Source organism: Ruegeria sp. HKCCA0235A, assembly GCF_013033235.1.
Lineage (GTDB): Bacteria > Pseudomonadota > Alphaproteobacteria > Rhodobacterales > Rhodobacteraceae > Ruegeria.
In genome coordinates this window covers 107898-124447 of sequence record NZ_WQDQ01000003.1, presented here as the reverse complement: position 1 = coordinate 124447, position 16550 = coordinate 107898, and the positions used below count along the sequence as shown (strand labels likewise).

Genomic DNA, 16550 nt, shown 5'->3' with positions numbered 1-16550 from the left:
ATGGCCACCTTCGCGAAATGGATCTGTGTTGCGTGACAGCAAGACCAGTCACCGGTGACGGTGCTCAGGCAATCTGCTGGTAGATTTCAGCAACTTTGGTAACGGCCGCCTCGGGGCTCAGTTCCTCGCTTTCGCCGGTCCGGCGGCAAGTCAGTTCAACGACACCATTCTTCAGGCCACGCGGCCCGACCGTGATCCGCCAGGGCAGACCAATCAGATCCATGGTCGCAAACTTGCCCCCTGCCCGTTCATTACGGTCATCATAAAGCGGCTCCAGCCCCAAGGCTGTCAGAGCATTGTAGATTTTGTCACAGGCCGCATCCGCTTCTTCATCGCCCTGTTTCAGGTTCACGATGCCGCAATGGAACGGGGTCACGCCCTCGGGCCAGATTATGCCTTTGTCGTCATGGCTTGCCTCGATGATTGCGCCGACCAGACGGCTGACGCCGATCCCGTGGCTGCCCATATGCACCGGAACCGGTTTTCCATCCGGGCCCTGCACGGTGGCGCCCAGCGGCTCGGAATACTTCGTGCCGAAGTAGAAGATCTGTCCAACTTCGATACCACGCGCCACGCGGCGGCGTTCTTCGGGGATCTGATTGAACAGCGCCTCGTCATGCGTTTCATCCGTGCGCGCGTATTTCGAGGTGAACTCCTCCAAGATCGCCTGACACTGTTCGCGGCTGTCATAGTCAATCTCACGATCACCAAAGGTCAGATCGGTGACGGCGCTGTCATAGAAGACCTCGGATTCACCAGTGTCAGCCAGCACGAGGAACTCATGGGTGTCATCGCCGCCGATGGGCCCCGAATCCGCGCGCATCGGGATCGCCTGAAGGCCCATACGCTCGTAGGTACGCAGATAGCTGACAAGATGGCGATTATAGGCGTGCAGCGCATCTTCCTTGGTGAGGTCGAAGTTGTAGCCGTCCTTCATATAGAACTCGCGGCCCCGCATCACGCCGAAACGCGGGCGGATTTCGTCGCGGAATTTCCACTGGATCTGATAGAGGGTCAGCGGAAGGTCTTTGTAGCTGTTCACGTGGCCGCGGAAAATATCGGTCACCAGTTCTTCGGCCGTGGGCGTGAACAGCATGTCCCGGTCATGCCGGTCCTTCATGCGCAGCATTTCCTGCCCGTAATCGTCATAGCGGCCGGATTCGCGCCACAAATCCGCCGATTGGATGATGGGCATCTGGATCGCGATGTGACCGGCCCGGGCCTGTTCTTCATGGACAATGTTTTCCAGCTTGCGCAGCACTTTGAAACCCAGCGGCAGCCAGGAATATATCCCGGCAGAAGCCTGCTTGATCATCCCGGCACGCAGCATCAGCCGGTGGCTAACGATCTGGGCCTCGGACGGGTTTTCCTTGAGAACGGGCAGAAAGTAACGGCTGAGGCGCATGAACGATCCTATTTGTCTAGCGAAAGCCCGAATGCTCTACGCGATCCACAAAGGCTAGGCAAGGCGGCGCATCATTCAGGCTTGCGCAGCAAATAGGTGTAATAGTTGCACGAACCAAAGAACGTGCCTTCCCGCGCGGCTGCTTTCTGACCTTCGGCCCATTTCAAGGCGGTCTCGACGTCGATTGCACCTGCCTGAATGCAGGGGCCGACATAGGCGTCGATCATATTTCCGAAAAACGAGGTCTGGCCAGCCTCGGCCAGCAATTCCGGGATGAAACCGGCAACTTCCAGCCCCGCCTGCCGGGCCAGGAACGGAAGATGCCGCAGAACGAACGGATTGCCGACAACCGTCTGCAAGATTGCGTCCACCGCCATCGCGTTGGCGTCAGGGTCGCCAGCACCGATCGTCAACGACGCATAGTCGCCATCGAAAATGGCGATCGTGCCGCCGGGCCGCGTCAGCCGCGCGGCTTCCTCTAGCATCGCCGTCGGGTCCGCCACATGGCTGATCACCGTATGTGCGATGACGATATCAAAGCTGCCTTGGCCGTCACCGGTGTTTCGGGAATCCGCGACCTCGTAGCGGATGCGGTCCGCCAACCCTGCGGCATCCGTCTTTTCCATTGCGACCTTGATCAGCTCCGCCGCCAGATCCGACCCGACAATCTCGCATTCCGGGCCGACCCGGTCGGCCAGCGCCCGTGTCACGACGCCCGTGCCACAGCCCAGATCGACGATGCGGCGGCACGAGGCCCAGTCGAGCCGGTCGAAATAGCGTTCGCGCATTTTCACGAAATCCGGCATTTCGCCGCGAAACTCCAGACGGTCCGCGACGACGCGAACCGTGTCTTCCCCCTGTTGATCCAGGCTCTGATAGATGTCGGGCATTGCTCCGTCCCCCTAGGCAGGGCGTCAGTATAGCACGTTTCGGCCCGGCACGTCGGCTCTCTGCGCTGGCGGACTGGGAACGCGACGCCCGGCAATGGCGCATTTGCGACCCAAGGTCAGTCGGGTTTTTGATTGACCCGCCAATTGGGAATTTCAATTGTGGCGGGAACACAAACACCAGGAGGCGCTGTTGCAGACAATTCAGGAACCCGCCCGGCAGATACCTGTCATCCACCAGACCGATATTCTGGTCGTGGGCTCTGGCCCGGCCGGGTTGGCAGCAGCGCTGGCAGCGGCCCGCGCAGGCGCAGACGTGTCGCTAGTTGACCGGTTCGGCTGTATGGGCGGCAACATCACTGCCGTCGGCGTCGAAGGATTCGCATGGTACCGGCACGAGCAAACCGTCGAGGCCGGCGGCATCGGGATGGAGTTCGAAACCCGCGCCAAAGAGATGGGCGCGGCGGTGCCCGAAAGCCAGTCGCTCAGCTATGAACTGGACAGCGAAGGGTTCAAGCTGGTGGCGGACAAGCTGGTCGAAGAGGCGGGTGTTCATCCGATGCTGCACCGGCAATTCGTCGCCCCGATAATGGACGGCGACCGGATCACTGGCATCATCACCGAATCCAAGGCCGGGCGCGAGGCGATACTGGCCAAGGTGGTAATCGATGCCACCGGCGACGCCGATGTGGCCCATCGCGCGGGGGCCCCGACGCATAAAACACCTAGGGAGGACATGATGGCGGCCTCTGTCATGTTCCATCTGGCCGGGGTGGACAAGCGCGCCTTTATGGAAGGCGTCAAAGCCGATCCGCAGACCTACAAGGACTGGGGCGGCGGCGGTGAGTGGAACATCGAAACCAGCGGCAAAGAGGACGACATGTTTTCGCCCTTCGTGCACAAGCCCTTCCAGCAGGCCATCGATCAGGGGCTGATACCGCCCCATCTGAATACCATTGCCGGCACCTGGGGCGCAATGCATGACACGGGCGAGCTGACCTACATGAACCTCATCCATCTGGCCGAGATTGATGGGACCGACCCCGACAGCCTGACACGTGGCGAGATCGAAGGCCGCCGTCAGACCATGCTGGCCATCGAGGCGCTGCGCCGGTTCATGCCGGGATGCGAGAACGCGCGGCTTCGGAATTTCGGGATGACCATCGGTATCCGCGACACCCGCAAGATCGATGCGGTCTACAACATGACCGAAAACGACGCCCGCCATCAGGGCCGGTTCGAGGACACGATCGGCATCTACCCCGAATTCATCGACGGCTATGGCATTCTGATCCTGCCGACCACGGGGCGGTACATGCAGGTCCCCTACCGCTCGATGCTGCCCAGGGGCGTCAAGGGCCTGCTGGTCGCTGGGCGGTCGCATGGTGCGGACCGGGTGGCCCATGCCGCCACGCGCAACATGGCCTGCTGCGCCGTCATGGGCCAGGGTGCGGGCATTGCGGCGGCCATGGCACTGAAAAGCAATCAGAGCCTGGACCAATTGAACCTGGCACCTGTTCACACGGAACTAGAGCGTCAGGGGGTCAGGATTCACTGATGGACAGGATTCCGACAATAGACATCTCGCCGCTGTCCGATCCCGGCAGCGCAGCCTTTGCCGCAACGGTACAAGGCATAATTGAGGCCTGCACAGGAATCGGGTTTCTGTCCATCACCGGGACAGGTGTGTCCCAGCAGACGGTGGATCAGGTCCGTCAGACCACACGAGAGATCTTTGCCATCAATGAAGCCCGCAAATGGGATCAGGCCATCACGCGCGAGAATTATCGCGGTTATATCCCGATGGGTTTTTTCACACCGAATGACGGATCCGGCAAAGCCGACAAATACGAGGGTTACAAGCTGCACCACGAGGTTGCCGCCACCGACCCCGTGCGCAGTGAATGTGCCCTGTACGGCCCAAATCTGTGGCCCGCCGAAGTTCCCCGCGCCAAAGAGGTCATCCTGGATTATTGGCGTCAATTGGATCAGGTCACTGATGTGTTGTTGGGCGCATTGGAATCCGGCCTGAACTTGACCTCTGGCATTTTGCGCGACGCGTTCCGCAACCCGATGACCAATATGACATTGCTGCACTATCCCCCGCAGGCCGCGGAAGAAGCGGGCTATGGCATCCATCCGCACAAGGATACGGACGCACTGACCATCATCGCGCCCGATCCGGTGGGCGGGCTCGAGGTGCAGACCCGCAGCGGCAAGTGGATTTCACCGGACTGCCCACTCGGTGGTTTCGTGGTGAATATCGGCGACATGCTGGAACTTTGGTCAGGCGGGCGATTGAAATCCACGCCACATCGGGTGGTCAACCGGTCGGGCAAGGAACGGTATTCTTTCCCTTATTTCGCCGTACCCCGCCATGACGTCATTGTTGAACCGTTGTTGCCCGCCCTGCCCGGTTTCGACCGCCCGGCGGTTCATTGTGGGCACTGGTCGGCAGAAATCTGGCGCACCAACTGGCCCGATGAAGCCGCAGAAGAAGACACCCCTGAACTGGGGACGTTGCACGATTGAAACGGGCAAAGCCCGTGCCCATGAAGCGCTTGCATCATGGGCTTTGATGCGCCAAGAACGCCTGCAAAGGCCTGAACAAGGGGATCACGATGGCTTTGCCGGTAAAGGATCAGCTGAGATACTGGGGCGTCGCCGCTGCGGTTTTTGTTTTGATCCTCTGGGCTTTGGGGGATGTCCTGCTGCCCTTCGTCATAGGCGGAGCAATTGCGTATTTCCTTGATCCCGTTGCGGATCGGCTGGAGCGGTTGGGCCTGTCGCGCATCGCAGCCACAGCCATCATCACCGTCATCGGGATTTTGGGGTTTATATTGGCGATCCTGATGGTCGTGCCCGCCCTGATTACTCAATTGCTGGATCTGATCGACGTTCTGCCTGACCTTTTCAAGCAATTGCGCGGGTTCATTGAAAAACAATTCCCGTCGCTGCTGGACCGGGAATCAAACACTCATCAGATGCTGGTGTCCTTCGGCGACATGCTGAAGTCCAAGACCGGGGATGTTCTGCAAACGGTTCTTGCCTCACTCGGGTCCGCGATAAACATTGTTGTCCTTCTGGTGATCGTGCCCGTCGTGGCTGTTTACCTGCTGCTGGACTGGGATCGCATGGTCGCTCGCATCGGAGAGCTCCTGCCGCGTGACCACGCCCCCACCATCAGGCGGCTGGCCGGTGAGATTGACGCCGTGCTGGCCTCTTTCGTGCGCGGGATGGGAACGGTCTGCCTGATCCTAGGTACTTACTATGCCGTCGCGCTGATGCTTGCCGGTCTGCAATTCGGCCTGATCGTAGGGTTCATCGCGGGGCTGGTCACGTTCATCCCCTATCTGGGCGCCCTGATCGGAGGCTCATTGGCCATCGGGCTGGCGCTATTTCAGTTTTGGGGTGATTGGGCACATGTCGGACTGATCGCGGGGATCTTTGCCATCGGGCAGGTCACCGAGGGGAATTTCCTGACACCCAAACTGGTAGGCAGCTCTGTCGGGCTGCACCCGGTCTGGCTGCTGCTGGCACTGTCGGTCTTTGGGGCCTTGTTCGGCTTTGTCGGCATGCTGATCGCCGTGCCCGTGGCCGCAGCATTGGGCGTGCTGGCCCGATTTGCCACATCGCTGTACTTGGACAGCCGACTTTATACCGGTCTTGAACGTCAGGATCAGGAAACCGAGTAAATGGCCCGACAACTCAGCTTTGATCTGCCCGCCAAAACTGCGCTCGGGCGAGAGGACTTTTTTGTGTCGCCTGCCAATGCCTTGGCCGTGGCGATGATCTCGGCCACATCCTGGCCGGGAAACAAGCTTGTTCTGACCGGCCCGGCTGGCGCGGGCAAAACCCATCTGGCGCATGTCTGGGCCGCGGAAACCGGCGGGCGCATCATTCAGGCTGCGGATTTGCGGTATGACGACGTGCCGGATCTGGCACGCAGGCCGATTGCCGTCGAAGACGTGCCCATGATCGCCGACGATCCCGACCAGCAGAAAACGCTGTTTCACCTGCATAATCTGGTTCTGGCCGAAGGGAACGCCCTGCTTATGACTGGTCGGCTGGCCCCGAAACTCTGGGAATTGCCACTGGCCGACCTGCAAAGCCGGGTCGAAGGCGCCCATCACGTGGCGCTGGATCCGCCAGACGATGCGTTGCTGGGTGCGGTTCTGGCCAAACTGTTCGTAGATCGGCAGCTGAACCCCGGCCCCGAGGTAATCGCCTATCTGGTCAAACACATGGATCGTCGGTTTGAAACTGCGGCCGACGTAGTGGCGCAACTGGATCAATTGGCACTTATGGAAAAGCGCGACATCACCCGTTCCCTGGCCGTGCGGGTTCTGAACATGAGCCCGGACGAGATCGAGACGGGTGATTGACCCGCACCCGCCAATTTCGCATCCTCACACAGCATTATCTGGAAGACACATGGATCAGACCGCTGCAACCGACATCCCTGACTGGGGACCTTTCGGAAAGCCACTGTTCGACGAGCCTGGAACCCGGGCATTGTCGCGTGTCGGAGTTGTCGATGTCGGATCCAACTCGGTCCGGATGGTCATCTTTGACGGTGCGGCCCGATCGCCGGCCTATTTCTACAATGAAAAGGTCATGTGCGAATTGGGCGCGGGCCTGTCCGAGACCGGGCGACTGAACCCGCGTGGGCGCGAACGGGCACTGGCGGCGCTGCGGCGGTTTCAGAATCTGGCGGTTGATCTGGAATTGCCGGGTTTGCATGTCGTGGCCACGGCAGCTGTGCGCGAGGCCAAGGACGGGCCGGATTTCTGCGATCAGGTCAAAGCAGAGACCGGGCTGCACGTGGAAGTCATCGACGGGGAAGAAGAAGCCCGTTTATCAGCTCAGGGAGTGCTGCTGGGATGGCCTGGAGCCTATGGCCTGATCTGCGACATCGGCGGGTCGTCGATGGAACTGGCCGAGATCGGAGACGGTCAGGTCGGCCGCCGCCTGACTTCGGCCCTCGGGCCGCTGAAACTGCGCGATATCAAGGGCGGACGGCGCGCACGCAAGGCCCATATCAAAAGCACGATGGAACAGCTGCGCGATCAAATGGGTCCGCAGCGGGATCGTCTGTTTCTGGTTGGCGGCAGCTGGCGGGCCTTTGCGCGGCTGGACATGCTGCGGCGGGGCTATCCGCTGAACGTGCTGCATGAATACCGGATGACGACAAAACAGGTTCGTGAAACGATCAAGTTCATTGAAAAGAACGATCATGAAAAGCTGCGCAGCCAGGCCGGTGTATCCAGCTCGCGGATGTCGCTCATCCCCTACGCGATGGATGTTCTGGCCCGGTTGATCCGAACGTTCAAACCGAAGGACATCGCCATATCCAGCTATGGGATCCGGGAGGGATTGCTGTATGAACAGATGTCGCAGGAGTTGCGCGACCGGGACCCGCTGATCGAAGCCAGCCTTTTTTCCGAATCCAAGGATGCCCGCCTGCCCGGATTTGGCCGAAACCTCTATGATTTCGTGATGCCGCTGTTCAAATCAGCCCCCCCCAGCAGCGTTCGACTGATCAAGGCTGCATGCCTGCTGCACGATGTCAGCTGGCGTGCTCATCCCGATTACCGGGCCGAAGTCTGTTTCGACAACGTCACCCGCGCCAATCTGGGTGGCTTGAAGCATTCAGAACGTGTCTTTATCGGGCTGGCCTTGCAGCACCGGTATCGCAACAAACGCGAGGGCAACCGCTTTGCACCCCTGTATGATCTGCTGGACGAAAAAGGCCAGAGAGACGCCGAGATTCTGGGCAAGGCCATGCGCTTTGGCGCGATGCTGTGGATGCACAATGACGCCAATATGGGGCGCCTGAAATTCTATCCCAAAAAGCGGGAGTTGGAGCTGTACCTGCCCGAAGCAGCAGCCCCCCTGTTCAGCGAAGTTGCCGAAGCGCGCCTGAATTCACTGGCGAACGCCCTGAAATCCGATACGCGCGTGATCATCAAGGGCTGACCCTCGATCCGATCAGATATCAGTTGCCCCTTCGGGCAATTCTTCAGTTTCTTTTTCAGGCTCCGGCGGATCCTCGGCCTGTTTCCTGCGGATGATGATATCGCCATTGGGCAAGATCTCGGGCGCTTCATAAGCGCTCCAATCCTTGATCTCGGCCCCCAGCTCGGCCAGTGCGGGGCCCATTTCCCGCAAGAACGACTGCATTGCCGGGCCAAACTCATCCGCAAGGCCCAGCAGATCATCCAGCGCCGGTTCCATTTCCTTGCGCAGACCTTCGAAAAACAGCTCGGCCCCCTGCTCCATCAGGGATTTGCTGTTGTCTTCCTGCGAAAGGGCGGGCGCGGCGATGCCGGCAGTGATCATGCTGATCAGCAAAACGTGTTTCATACCTAGAATATAGCGCCCCAGCCGCAGGCGTGAAAGGTCACAGGTCGATGTCCAGTGTGACCGGGAAATGATCCGACGCCGTCAGCAGCGCCTGTCGCAGGTCCGGTGCGGACCAACAGGCCGCGTCGCGAAACGGATGCCAAATGCGCCAGGCCGGGCGGTATGCACGCAGATCCTGGGTAATCATTATGTAATCCAGAAGAGCCTCGAGAAACCTGCCTTCTTCCGGGCGGGCAAAACGCGCCGTGGAAGGTATCGATCCCGGCCGAAAACCATGAGCCGTCACCGCGTGCGGGTCGAACAAACCTGCCTCCAGCAAAATCTCAACCGAAGAGCGGCCGAACAGATGCTCGAACTCATCCAGCCCGGGGCCGTCGTTCAGGTCTCCCAGCAGAATGACGGGTTCCTGGCTGGCAACGTGCATCTCGACCCGCCTGGCCAGCCAGACCGCCTGCGCCAGTTGCTTGCGGCGGTTGGCAATCGAGATCCGGATCGCCTCATCCCGCGACCCGGCCCCATGCGGAGCCTTGGATTTCAAATGAGCTCCGATCAGCCGGACGTCGTGGCCCGACTGCGTCGTCACCGCCAATTCCATCGGTGGTTTGGAAAACCGCACGACATCCTCGGTCGCATCAATATCCAGATCGATTCTGAACGCACCATCGAACCGGGGGACCAAGGGGTCGTCGATGTCACCCTTGGGATCATGGCGCACGGTGAGAATGGTCCTGTCGTAGAGCAGCGCCAGCTCTTGATGGGTGTCGTTGGCAAACCCCATCACCGCGTCAGAGATGCGCAGATCGAACGCCTCGGCAAAGGTTTGCAGGGCCCGCACCGTGTTCTGGCGTTTGCCGGTGTTCGGAGCCTCGACAATCAATACCGCATCCGCGTCAATCGCGGTCAGCACTTTTGCAATCGCCTCGACCTGCTGCGCCTTGGTGACATCATGCCGACCGGACCAGGTGTCATCGACGATCAGATTGTCGTTTTGATCAAAAAGATTGGCAAACCATTCGATATTGTAGGTCGCCAGCCGCATCCTGTCAGGCCCGCGCGCCGTTGATCTCATCCCAGGCGCGGTTGATGTCGATCATCTTTTTCTCGGCCAGTCTGATCGCCTCTTCCGGGACACCGCGCGCCATCATGGCGTCCGGATGCGTTTCGCGGACCAGCCTTCGCCAGACTTTGCGGATATCGGGCAAGGGCATGTCCTGCGGTACGCCCAGAACCGTGTAAGGATCTTTTGGCGCATCCGGCACAAATCGCGCCCGCAATGCTTTGAATTGAGCGTCGGACTGCCCGAAGATCTTGCTCACTTCCTCCAAGAACGCGTTCTCATTGGGATGGTAGAACCCATCGGCCATGGCGATGTGAAACAGCCCCTCCATCAGGTCGCAAAGCGTGGTGCTGTCTTCGGCGAACATCCGGGCGATCTTGCGGGCATAATCCTGATACCCCGCCACATCCGTGCGCGCCATGTTGAAGACCCGCGCGGCATCTTCTTCGTCTTCGCGCGCGATCTGGAACACATCGCGGAAGGCAGTGACTTCATCTCGTGTCACCTGACCGTCTGCCTTGGCCATTTTTGCGCCCAGGGCAATCACCGCAATCGTGAACGCCACCGATCGTTCCGGCGGTGTTCGCAGCTTTTCAAAAACTGCGGCCAGGCTTTCGCCTTGGGCCAGCGCGCTGAGCGCATCGGATATGCGGGTCCAGATCGACATGGGCGTACACTAGCGTCACAATTCGGGACTGTCAGGTGCGACAGATCATTCAGGTGAAAGAATTTTCTGCATCAGAACAAGATCCAGCCATTGACCCCATTTGAACCCTACTTCGGGCATGCGACCAACCTGTGAAAAGCCCAGCGCCGCGTGAAACGCCGCGGCGCCCGGATTGGCCGAGGAAATGCCTGCAACCAAAACATGCACACCGTCGGTTCGTGCGGCCGCCTCAAGCGCTTGCATCAAAGCACGCCCAACGCCTTTTCCGCGCGCATCCGGTGACAGCTGGATCGAGTGTTCGCGCGTCTGCGCGTATCCGGGGCCCGCACGAAACGGGGCATAGGTGGCAAAACCAACAACTTGCCCATCATGTTCGGCGACCAGGAAGCCGGTGCCCCGCGCCGTAATATCCTCGGTGATTTGCGTCGTGCTGCGCTCATCGGTCGTGAAGGTGATCAAGGACTCGCGGATGATCGCATTGGTGATCCTGGCGATTGCGGGCGCATCCGCCGCCATGGCCGGGCGAATGATCATTCCAGCACCCGGACCCCATGAGGTGTCTCGAACTCCGCCCTGAGCGCAGCCGGGCCGGTGTCGAACACCACCAGATCCAATGCACCAAGATGTCTGGCCAGCGTCAACGCATCCGGGTGGTACACAACCAAACGCTGCAGCCGACAGCCGCTGTTTTGCAGCATGTCGGCCGGGTGAAGGTCGCCCTGCCATTCGATGAGTGCGGGAAACAAGTTGTCGAACGGCAAGCGCCCGGTTGGTGGAACCGCCATGCGCCACCGCAGCGCGCCCCGGGTCAGGTCGATCGGTTGCCCGACACCATCGGGAAACACCGCAAGCGAAGCTTCGATATCCTCGACCCGGCAAATCCAGTTGGTCAGACGCGGGCTGCCCTCGAAACGGTCCAGATCGAACCACCGCGTTCTGCCAGGTCTTTGCGCCTGCGGGTCGATCGCAATCGCCTCCAGATAGAGCCCGCCCCTGAGGCCCAGCAACTTGTTGTAGGTCCCGAACGTCTCGTGCTTGCCGCCGGGTTGCAGCGCAACGCCAAGCGCTTGTTCGATATGGGCAGATGCGTCTTCCAACGTTTCACCCGCGACGGCCAGATGATCCAGTAACATGTGCCACCTCCTGCAAGTTTACGGCCAGACCCTTGCGGATCTGGCCGTATGTTTCCGCCAAAGAGGCGCGATCACAAGATGTTTCGACGAATAACCCGACCTTCGTCAGCCGCGCGCTTCGCTGATCAGGCGCAGGATGTCCTGAGCGGCCTCGGGAATGTTGGTGCCCGGGCCAAAGATGGCCTTGACCCCATGATCATAAAGGAACTGGTAATCCTGCTGCGGGATCACCCCGCCGCAGATCACAATGATGTCCTCGGCCCCGGCTTTTTTCAGCTCTTCCACCAGTTGCGGAGCCAATGTCTTGTGCCCTGCCGCCTGCGAGGAAATACCGACCACATGCACGTCATTGTCCACCGCGTCCTGCGCGGCCTCGGCCGGGGTCTGGAACAAGGGGCCAACGTCTACGTCAAACCCGATATCGGCGAACGCGGTGGCAATCACCTTGGCCCCACGGTCATGACCGTCCTGCCCCATCTTGACCACCAGCAGACGGGGGCGACGGCCTTCGGCCTCGGCGAATTCCTCGATGGATTTCTGGATCGCGGCAAAGCCTTCGTCACCCTCATAGGCCGCGCCATAAACGCCGGCGAGGGTTTTCACTTCGGCGCGGTGGCGGCCGAATTCCTTTTCCATTGCCATGCTGATCTCTCCTACGGATGCGCGGGCGCGGGCGGCCTCGACCGCAGCAGCCAGCAGGTTTCCGCCCTCTTGGGCAGCCTTGGTCAAAGCGTCCAGCGCCTGTTGGCAATCAGCCTCGTCACGGGTTGCACGGATACGCTCCAATCGCGCGACCTGAGCTTCGCGCACGGCCACATTGTCGACGTCCAGAATATCGATCAGATCTTCCTGTTCTTTGCGGTACTTGTTGACCCCGACGATCACCTCTTCGCCGCGGTCGATCATCGCCTGGCGGCGCGCGGCGCTTTCCTCAATGCGCAGCTTGGGCATGCCGCTGGCTACAGCCTTGGTCATGCCGCCCATTTCCTCGACCTCTTCCATCAGGGCCCAGGCTTTTTCGATCAGCTCGTTGGTCAGGCTTTCGACGTAATAGGACCCCGCCAGCGGGTCGACCACATCGGTCACGCCGGTCTCTTCCTGCAACACCAGCTGCGTGTTTCGGGCGATACGCGCCGAAAAGTCGGTGGGCAGCGCGATCGCTTCGTCCAGCGCATTTGTGTGCAACGATTGGGTCCCGCCCAGAACCGCGCTCATCGCCTCATAGGCGGTGCGGATCACGTTGTTGTAAGGGTCCTGTTCCTGCAACGAAACACCTGACGTCTGGCAGTGGGTGCGCAGCATTTTTGACCGTTCGGATTTCGCGCCGAACTCGGTCATGACCCGGTGCCACAGCGTGCGCGCGGCGCGCAGTTTGGCGATCTCCATGAAAAAGTTCATGCCGATGGCAAAGAAGAACGACAGCCGGCCTGCGAACTTGTCCACGTCCATCCCGGCCTGTGTCGCTGCACGGACATATTCGCGCCCGTCGGCCAGGGTATAGGCCAGCTCCTGCACCAGGTTCGCGCCGGCCTCTTGCATGTGATAGCCCGAGATCGAGATCGAGTTGAACTTGGGCATCTCGTTCGAGGTATACTCGATGATGTCCGAGATGATCCGCATCGAGGGCTCGGGCGGGTAGATATAGGTGTTTCGCACCATGAATTCCTTCAGAATGTCGTTCTGAATGGTGCCGGACAGAACCGATTTGTCGTGCCCCTGTTCCTCTCCTGCCACGATGAAGTTCGCCAGAATCGGGATCACCGCGCCGTTCATGGTCATCGAGACCGAGACCTGATCCAACGGAATGCCGTCGAACAGGATTTTCATGTCCTCGACACTGTCGATGGCCACACCGGCCTTGCCCACGTCACCGACGACACGCGGGTGGTCGCTGTCATAGCCGCGGTGGGTGGCCAGATCGAAAGCGACCGAAACGCCCTGCTGGCCCGCCGCTAGGTTGCGGCGATAGAAGGCGTTGGATTCTTCGGCGGTCGAAAAGCCCGCATATTGACGGATCGTCCACGGACGGCCCGCATACATCGTGGCCTTCACACCGCGTGTAAACGGACCAAAGCCCGGCAGCGAACCCATATGCGGCAAACCGGCGGTGTCTTCCTGCGTATAGAGCGGTTTGACCGCAATGCCTTCCAGCGTCTCTTTGGTCAGGTCGTCCAGCGGACGTCCGCGCAGCTCTTTCTCGGCCAGCGCTTTCCAATCCTTGGTGTCGGTCATTTCGGTTTCCTCTTGTCAATTCGGATGGCGGCAGTCGAAAGCTTCCGCATTGAGGTCTTGCGCTTGGCCGTTTCATTCAGCCGCAAGCGCGACATTTTGAGTGTTTGGTACAAATCGTCGGTCGCAATCGGTGTCACAGAGGCTATATTCGAAGGAACAGGAGGCCACATGACACGCACGCTTGCCTTTGTTTTCTTGGCACTAATCCCGATGCCTGTCTGGGCGGCGGATGGCACGGCGACGACGGATGACAGTTTTGTCCGCCCGGTAGGTGACAGCGAACTCAGCGAGTTTCTTTGGGTCAACCGACCCATCGTGGTCTTTGCCGACACGCCAGCGGACCCGCGGTTCCAGCAACAGATCGACATGCTGCTCGAAGGCGAAGCCGCAATGCGTGAGCGTGACGTGGTGGTTCTGACCGATACCGACCCATCGGCGCGGTCTCCGATCCGGTCACAGCTGCGCCCGCGCGGGTTCCAGATGGTATTCGTCGACAAGGACGGCGTGGTCAAACTGCGCAAACCTTCTCCGTGGAGCGTGCGCGAGATTGGCCGGTCCATCGACAAGACCCCCCTGCGCGAACGCGAAATCCGCGATCGGCGCGAAGGCGGCTGACCGCTTTCGCCACCCCGAAAGACCCCGGCACAGAATGCCGGAGGCTTTGACGGGTATGGCAAAAGCGCGGTCATGATCACTCGAACTCGATGATCACTTCGTCCACGGCGAGACTGTCGCCGGGACCTGCATTGATCTTGGCAACGATGCCCTTCTTCTCGGCGCGCAGGATGTTTTCCATCTTCATCGCCTCGATGGTGCACAGCGCTTGACCTTCCTGCACCTCTTGCCCCACTTCCACGTCGATCTTCACGACCAGGCCGGGCATCGGGCACAGCAGCATTTTCGAGGTGTCGGGCGGCAGTTTTTCAGGCATCAGCCGCGCCAGTTCGGCCTGACGCGGGGTACGTATCTGCACCTTGAGATCCGCGCCGCGGTTACGGATGCGGAACCCGCCCGAGATCTTGCCCACCTTCATGACCAGCGGCGCGTCATCGACCGTCATGACGGCAAGCTGATCACCCGGTGTCCAATCACCCGTCACCCGCATTTCCTGACCGTCGTCAAACCTGATCGTGGCCCCATCCTGATCCGCGTTGACCTTGACAGGCCACTGGATTTCGCGCCCGAAGGAGACAACCCAATCGGTGCCGACCTTGCGTTCGTGATTGTCCATCCGACCCGACACGCGGGTCCGGCGAATTTCTGCGACGCGATGCATGGCCGCGCAGGACGCCGCAATCCGGCGCAGGTCTGCCTCGGCCAGTTCGACGCCCTCGAACCCGTCGGGGTATTCCTCGGCGATGAAGGCCGTGGTCATATCGCCGCTGATGAATTTCGGATGATCCATCACGGCGGACAGGAACGGCAGGTTGTGGCCAATGCCTTCAACCTCGAAACTGTCCAGCGCCACGCGCATCGCCTCGATCGCCTGATCACGGGTCGGAGCCCAAGTACACAGTTTGGCAATCATCGGGTCGTAATACATGCTGATCTCACCACCCTCGTAGACGCCGGTGTCATTTCGAACAGCAACATCGCCTTCGGGCGCATCCCCCTGCCATTTGCCGTTGGCCAGCATCGGCCCGGCTGCCGTCTCCTGAGGCGGGCGATACCGGGTCAGACGACCAATCGAGGGCAGGAAGCCGCGATACGGATCCTCGGCGTACAGGCGGTTTTCGATCGCCCATCCGGTCAGTGTCACGTCGTCCTGCGTGATCGACAGCTTTTCTCCCGCTGCGACGCGGATCATCTGTTCGACCAGATCAACACCGGTGATCAGTTCGGTGACAGGGTGTTCCACCTGCAAACGCGTGTTCATTTCCAGGAAATAGAAGTTCTTTTCACCGTCGACGATGAACTCTACCGTTCCCGCGCTGGAATAGCCCACGGCCTTGGCCAGGGCCACGGCCTGTTCCCCCATGGCTTTGCGTGTTGCTTCGTCCAGAAACGGCGACGGCGCCTCTTCCACGACTTTCTGGTTCCGGCGCTGGATCGAGCATTCGCGCTCGCCCAGGTAGATGCCGTTTCCGTGACTGTCGCAAAGAACCTGAATTTCGATGTGACGCGGTTGGGTCACGAATTTCTCGATGAAGATCCGATCATCCCCGAACGAACTTGCGGCTTCGTTCTTTGACGATTGGAAGCCTTCGCGCGCCTCGTCGTCATTCCACGCGATCCGCATGCCCTTGCCGCCGCCGCCGGCGCTGGCCTTGATCATGACAGGATAGCCGATCTCGTTCGAGATTTTGACCGCCTCATCGGCGTCTTCGATCAGACCCATGTATCCGGGAACTGTCGATACGTTTGCCTCCTGCGCGATTTTCTTCGAGGTAATCTTGTCGCCCATCGCCTCGATCGCACCTTTCGGAGGACCGACAAACGCCACGCCTTCGGCTTCCAGCGCCTCGGCAAACTTGGCGTTTTCGGACAGGAAACCGTAACCGGGATGGACCGCCTGCGCGCCGCTCTGGCGGATGGCGTCCATCACCTTGTCGATCACGATATAAGACTGGTTTGCAGGTGGCGGGCCGATATGGATGGCTTCGTCCGCCATCGACACATGCAGCGCGTTCTTGTCCGCGTCCGAGAAAATGGCGACGGTGCCGATACCCATCTTGCGGGCGGTCTTGATAACCCGGCAGGCGATCTCGCCCCGGTTGGCGATCAGGATCTTATTGAACATGGAACGTCCTTTGGCTTGGTGTTCTGGAAACGCAAAACGCCGCCGCAGGGAACAATCCCCACG

Annotated in this window: 15 protein-coding genes; 6 read left to right on the top strand and 9 right to left on the bottom strand. The window is 60.2% G+C overall.

Annotated elements, in window-relative coordinates; translation table 11 throughout:
* Positions 1-64: 64 nt before the first annotated feature.
* Positions 65-1405: a proline--tRNA ligase gene (gene proS / locus GOW56_RS06680; protein WP_152458706.1), complete on the bottom strand. Its 1341-nt coding sequence runs from the start codon at positions 1403-1405 to the stop codon at positions 65-67.
* A 71-nt stretch (positions 1406-1476) separates the two neighbouring features.
* Positions 1477-2295: a methyltransferase domain-containing protein gene (locus GOW56_RS06675; protein ID WP_171205390.1), complete on the bottom strand. Its 819-nt coding sequence runs from the start codon at positions 2293-2295 to the stop codon at positions 1477-1479.
* Positions 2296-2485: 190 nt separating this feature from the next.
* On the opposite strand from GOW56_RS06675, the gene GOW56_RS06670 reads away from it, so the two are divergent.
* From GOW56_RS06670 to GOW56_RS06650, 5 genes are all read left to right on the top strand, one after another.
* Positions 2486-3850, top strand: coding sequence for an FAD-dependent oxidoreductase (locus GOW56_RS06670; protein ID WP_371807880.1), 1365 nt, complete (start codon positions 2486-2488; stop codon positions 3848-3850).
* Positions 3850-4824: an isopenicillin N synthase family oxygenase gene (locus GOW56_RS06665; RefSeq protein WP_171205389.1), complete on the top strand. Its 975-nt coding sequence runs from the start codon at positions 3850-3852 to the stop codon at positions 4822-4824. The genes GOW56_RS06670 and GOW56_RS06665 overlap by 1 nt, the downstream gene beginning before the upstream one ends.
* A gap of 89 nt (positions 4825-4913) precedes the next feature.
* Positions 4914-5987: an AI-2E family transporter gene (locus GOW56_RS06660; RefSeq protein ID WP_152458709.1), complete on the top strand. Its 1074-nt coding sequence runs from the start codon at positions 4914-4916 to the stop codon at positions 5985-5987.
* The gene (locus tag GOW56_RS06655) at positions 5988-6677 is read left to right on the top strand and encodes a DnaA ATPase domain-containing protein (protein WP_171205388.1); all 690 of its coding nucleotides are present in this window, start codon (positions 5988-5990) and stop codon (positions 6675-6677) included.
* 49 nt (positions 6678-6726) lie between these two features.
* On the top strand, positions 6727-8271 hold the full coding sequence (locus GOW56_RS06650; RefSeq protein ID WP_171167160.1) for a Ppx/GppA family phosphatase: 1545 nt from the start codon (positions 6727-6729) through the stop codon (positions 8269-8271).
* A gap of 12 nt (positions 8272-8283) precedes the next feature.
* Here GOW56_RS06650 and GOW56_RS06645 read toward each other — a convergent pair whose 3' ends face one another.
* The 6 genes from GOW56_RS06645 to scpA form a co-directional block, all read right to left on the bottom strand.
* Positions 8284-8658: a hypothetical protein gene (locus GOW56_RS06645; protein WP_171167158.1), complete on the bottom strand. Its 375-nt coding sequence runs from the start codon at positions 8656-8658 to the stop codon at positions 8284-8286.
* A gap of 37 nt (positions 8659-8695) precedes the next feature.
* Entirely contained in the window at positions 8696-9697 is a 1002-nt protein-coding gene (locus GOW56_RS06640) for an endonuclease/exonuclease/phosphatase family protein (RefSeq protein ID WP_171205544.1), read from the bottom strand.
* Positions 9698-9701: 4 nt separating this feature from the next.
* Positions 9702-10382: a molecular chaperone DjiA gene (locus GOW56_RS06635; RefSeq protein ID WP_171114829.1), complete on the bottom strand. Its 681-nt coding sequence runs from the start codon at positions 10380-10382 to the stop codon at positions 9702-9704.
* Between the two features lie 45 nt (positions 10383-10427).
* Positions 10428-10916, bottom strand: a complete 489-nt coding sequence (locus GOW56_RS06630) for a GNAT family N-acetyltransferase (protein ID WP_171205387.1) — start codon at positions 10914-10916, stop codon at positions 10428-10430.
* The gene (locus tag GOW56_RS06625) at positions 10913-11515 is read right to left on the bottom strand and encodes a VOC family protein (protein ID WP_171205386.1); all 603 of its coding nucleotides are present in this window, start codon (positions 11513-11515) and stop codon (positions 10913-10915) included. The genes GOW56_RS06630 and GOW56_RS06625 overlap by 4 nt, the downstream gene beginning before the upstream one ends.
* A 105-nt stretch (positions 11516-11620) precedes the next feature.
* Entirely contained in the window at positions 11621-13747 is a 2127-nt protein-coding gene (gene scpA, locus GOW56_RS06620; RefSeq protein WP_171205385.1) for a methylmalonyl-CoA mutase, read from the bottom strand.
* Positions 13748-13915: 168 nt separating this feature from the next.
* Between scpA and GOW56_RS06615 the strand changes: the two genes are divergently transcribed.
* Entirely contained in the window at positions 13916-14362 is a 447-nt protein-coding gene (locus GOW56_RS06615) for a DUF4174 domain-containing protein (RefSeq protein ID WP_171205384.1), read from the top strand.
* A gap of 76 nt (positions 14363-14438) precedes the next feature.
* Here the strand turns inward: GOW56_RS06615 and GOW56_RS06610 are convergent, their stop codons facing one another.
* Positions 14439-16487: an acetyl/propionyl/methylcrotonyl-CoA carboxylase subunit alpha gene (locus GOW56_RS06610; protein ID WP_171205383.1), complete on the bottom strand. Its 2049-nt coding sequence runs from the start codon at positions 16485-16487 to the stop codon at positions 14439-14441.
* Between the last annotated feature and the right edge of the window lie 63 nt (positions 16488-16550).

Excerpts from the sequence above, each read along its gene's own strand:
- GOW56_RS06640 (WP_171205544.1), bottom strand. The coding sequence starts at position 9,697 with ATGCGGCTGGCGACCTACAATATCGAATGGTTTGCCAATCTTTTTGAT.
- scpA (WP_171205385.1), bottom strand. The coding sequence starts at position 13,747 with ATGACCGACACCAAGGATTGGAAAGCGCTGGCCGAGAAAGAGCTGCGC.
- GOW56_RS06665 (WP_171205389.1), top strand. The coding sequence starts at position 3,850 with ATGGACAGGATTCCGACAATAGACATCTCGCCGCTGTCCGATCCCGGC.
- GOW56_RS06650 (WP_171167160.1), top strand. The coding sequence starts at position 6,727 with ATGGATCAGACCGCTGCAACCGACATCCCTGACTGGGGACCTTTCGGA.
- GOW56_RS06610 (WP_171205383.1), bottom strand. The coding sequence starts at position 16,487 with ATGTTCAATAAGATCCTGATCGCCAACCGGGGCGAGATCGCCTGCCGG.
- GOW56_RS06630 (WP_171205387.1), bottom strand. The coding sequence starts at position 10,916 with ATGATCATTCGCCCGGCCATGGCGGCGGATGCGCCCGCAATCGCCAGG.
- GOW56_RS06655 (WP_171205388.1), top strand. The coding sequence starts at position 5,988 with ATGGCCCGACAACTCAGCTTTGATCTGCCCGCCAAAACTGCGCTCGGG.
- GOW56_RS06660 (WP_152458709.1), top strand. The coding sequence starts at position 4,914 with ATGGCTTTGCCGGTAAAGGATCAGCTGAGATACTGGGGCGTCGCCGCT.
- GOW56_RS06615 (WP_171205384.1), top strand. The coding sequence starts at position 13,916 with ATGACACGCACGCTTGCCTTTGTTTTCTTGGCACTAATCCCGATGCCT.
- GOW56_RS06635 (WP_171114829.1), bottom strand. The coding sequence starts at position 10,382 with ATGTCGATCTGGACCCGCATATCCGATGCGCTCAGCGCGCTGGCCCAA.
- GOW56_RS06625 (WP_171205386.1), bottom strand. The coding sequence starts at position 11,515 with ATGTTACTGGATCATCTGGCCGTCGCGGGTGAAACGTTGGAAGACGCA.
- GOW56_RS06645 (WP_171167158.1), bottom strand. The coding sequence starts at position 8,658 with ATGAAACACGTTTTGCTGATCAGCATGATCACTGCCGGCATCGCCGCG.
- GOW56_RS06675 (WP_171205390.1), bottom strand. The coding sequence starts at position 2,295 with ATGCCCGACATCTATCAGAGCCTGGATCAACAGGGGGAAGACACGGTT.
- proS (WP_152458706.1), bottom strand. The coding sequence starts at position 1,405 with ATGCGCCTCAGCCGTTACTTTCTGCCCGTTCTCAAGGAAAACCCGTCC.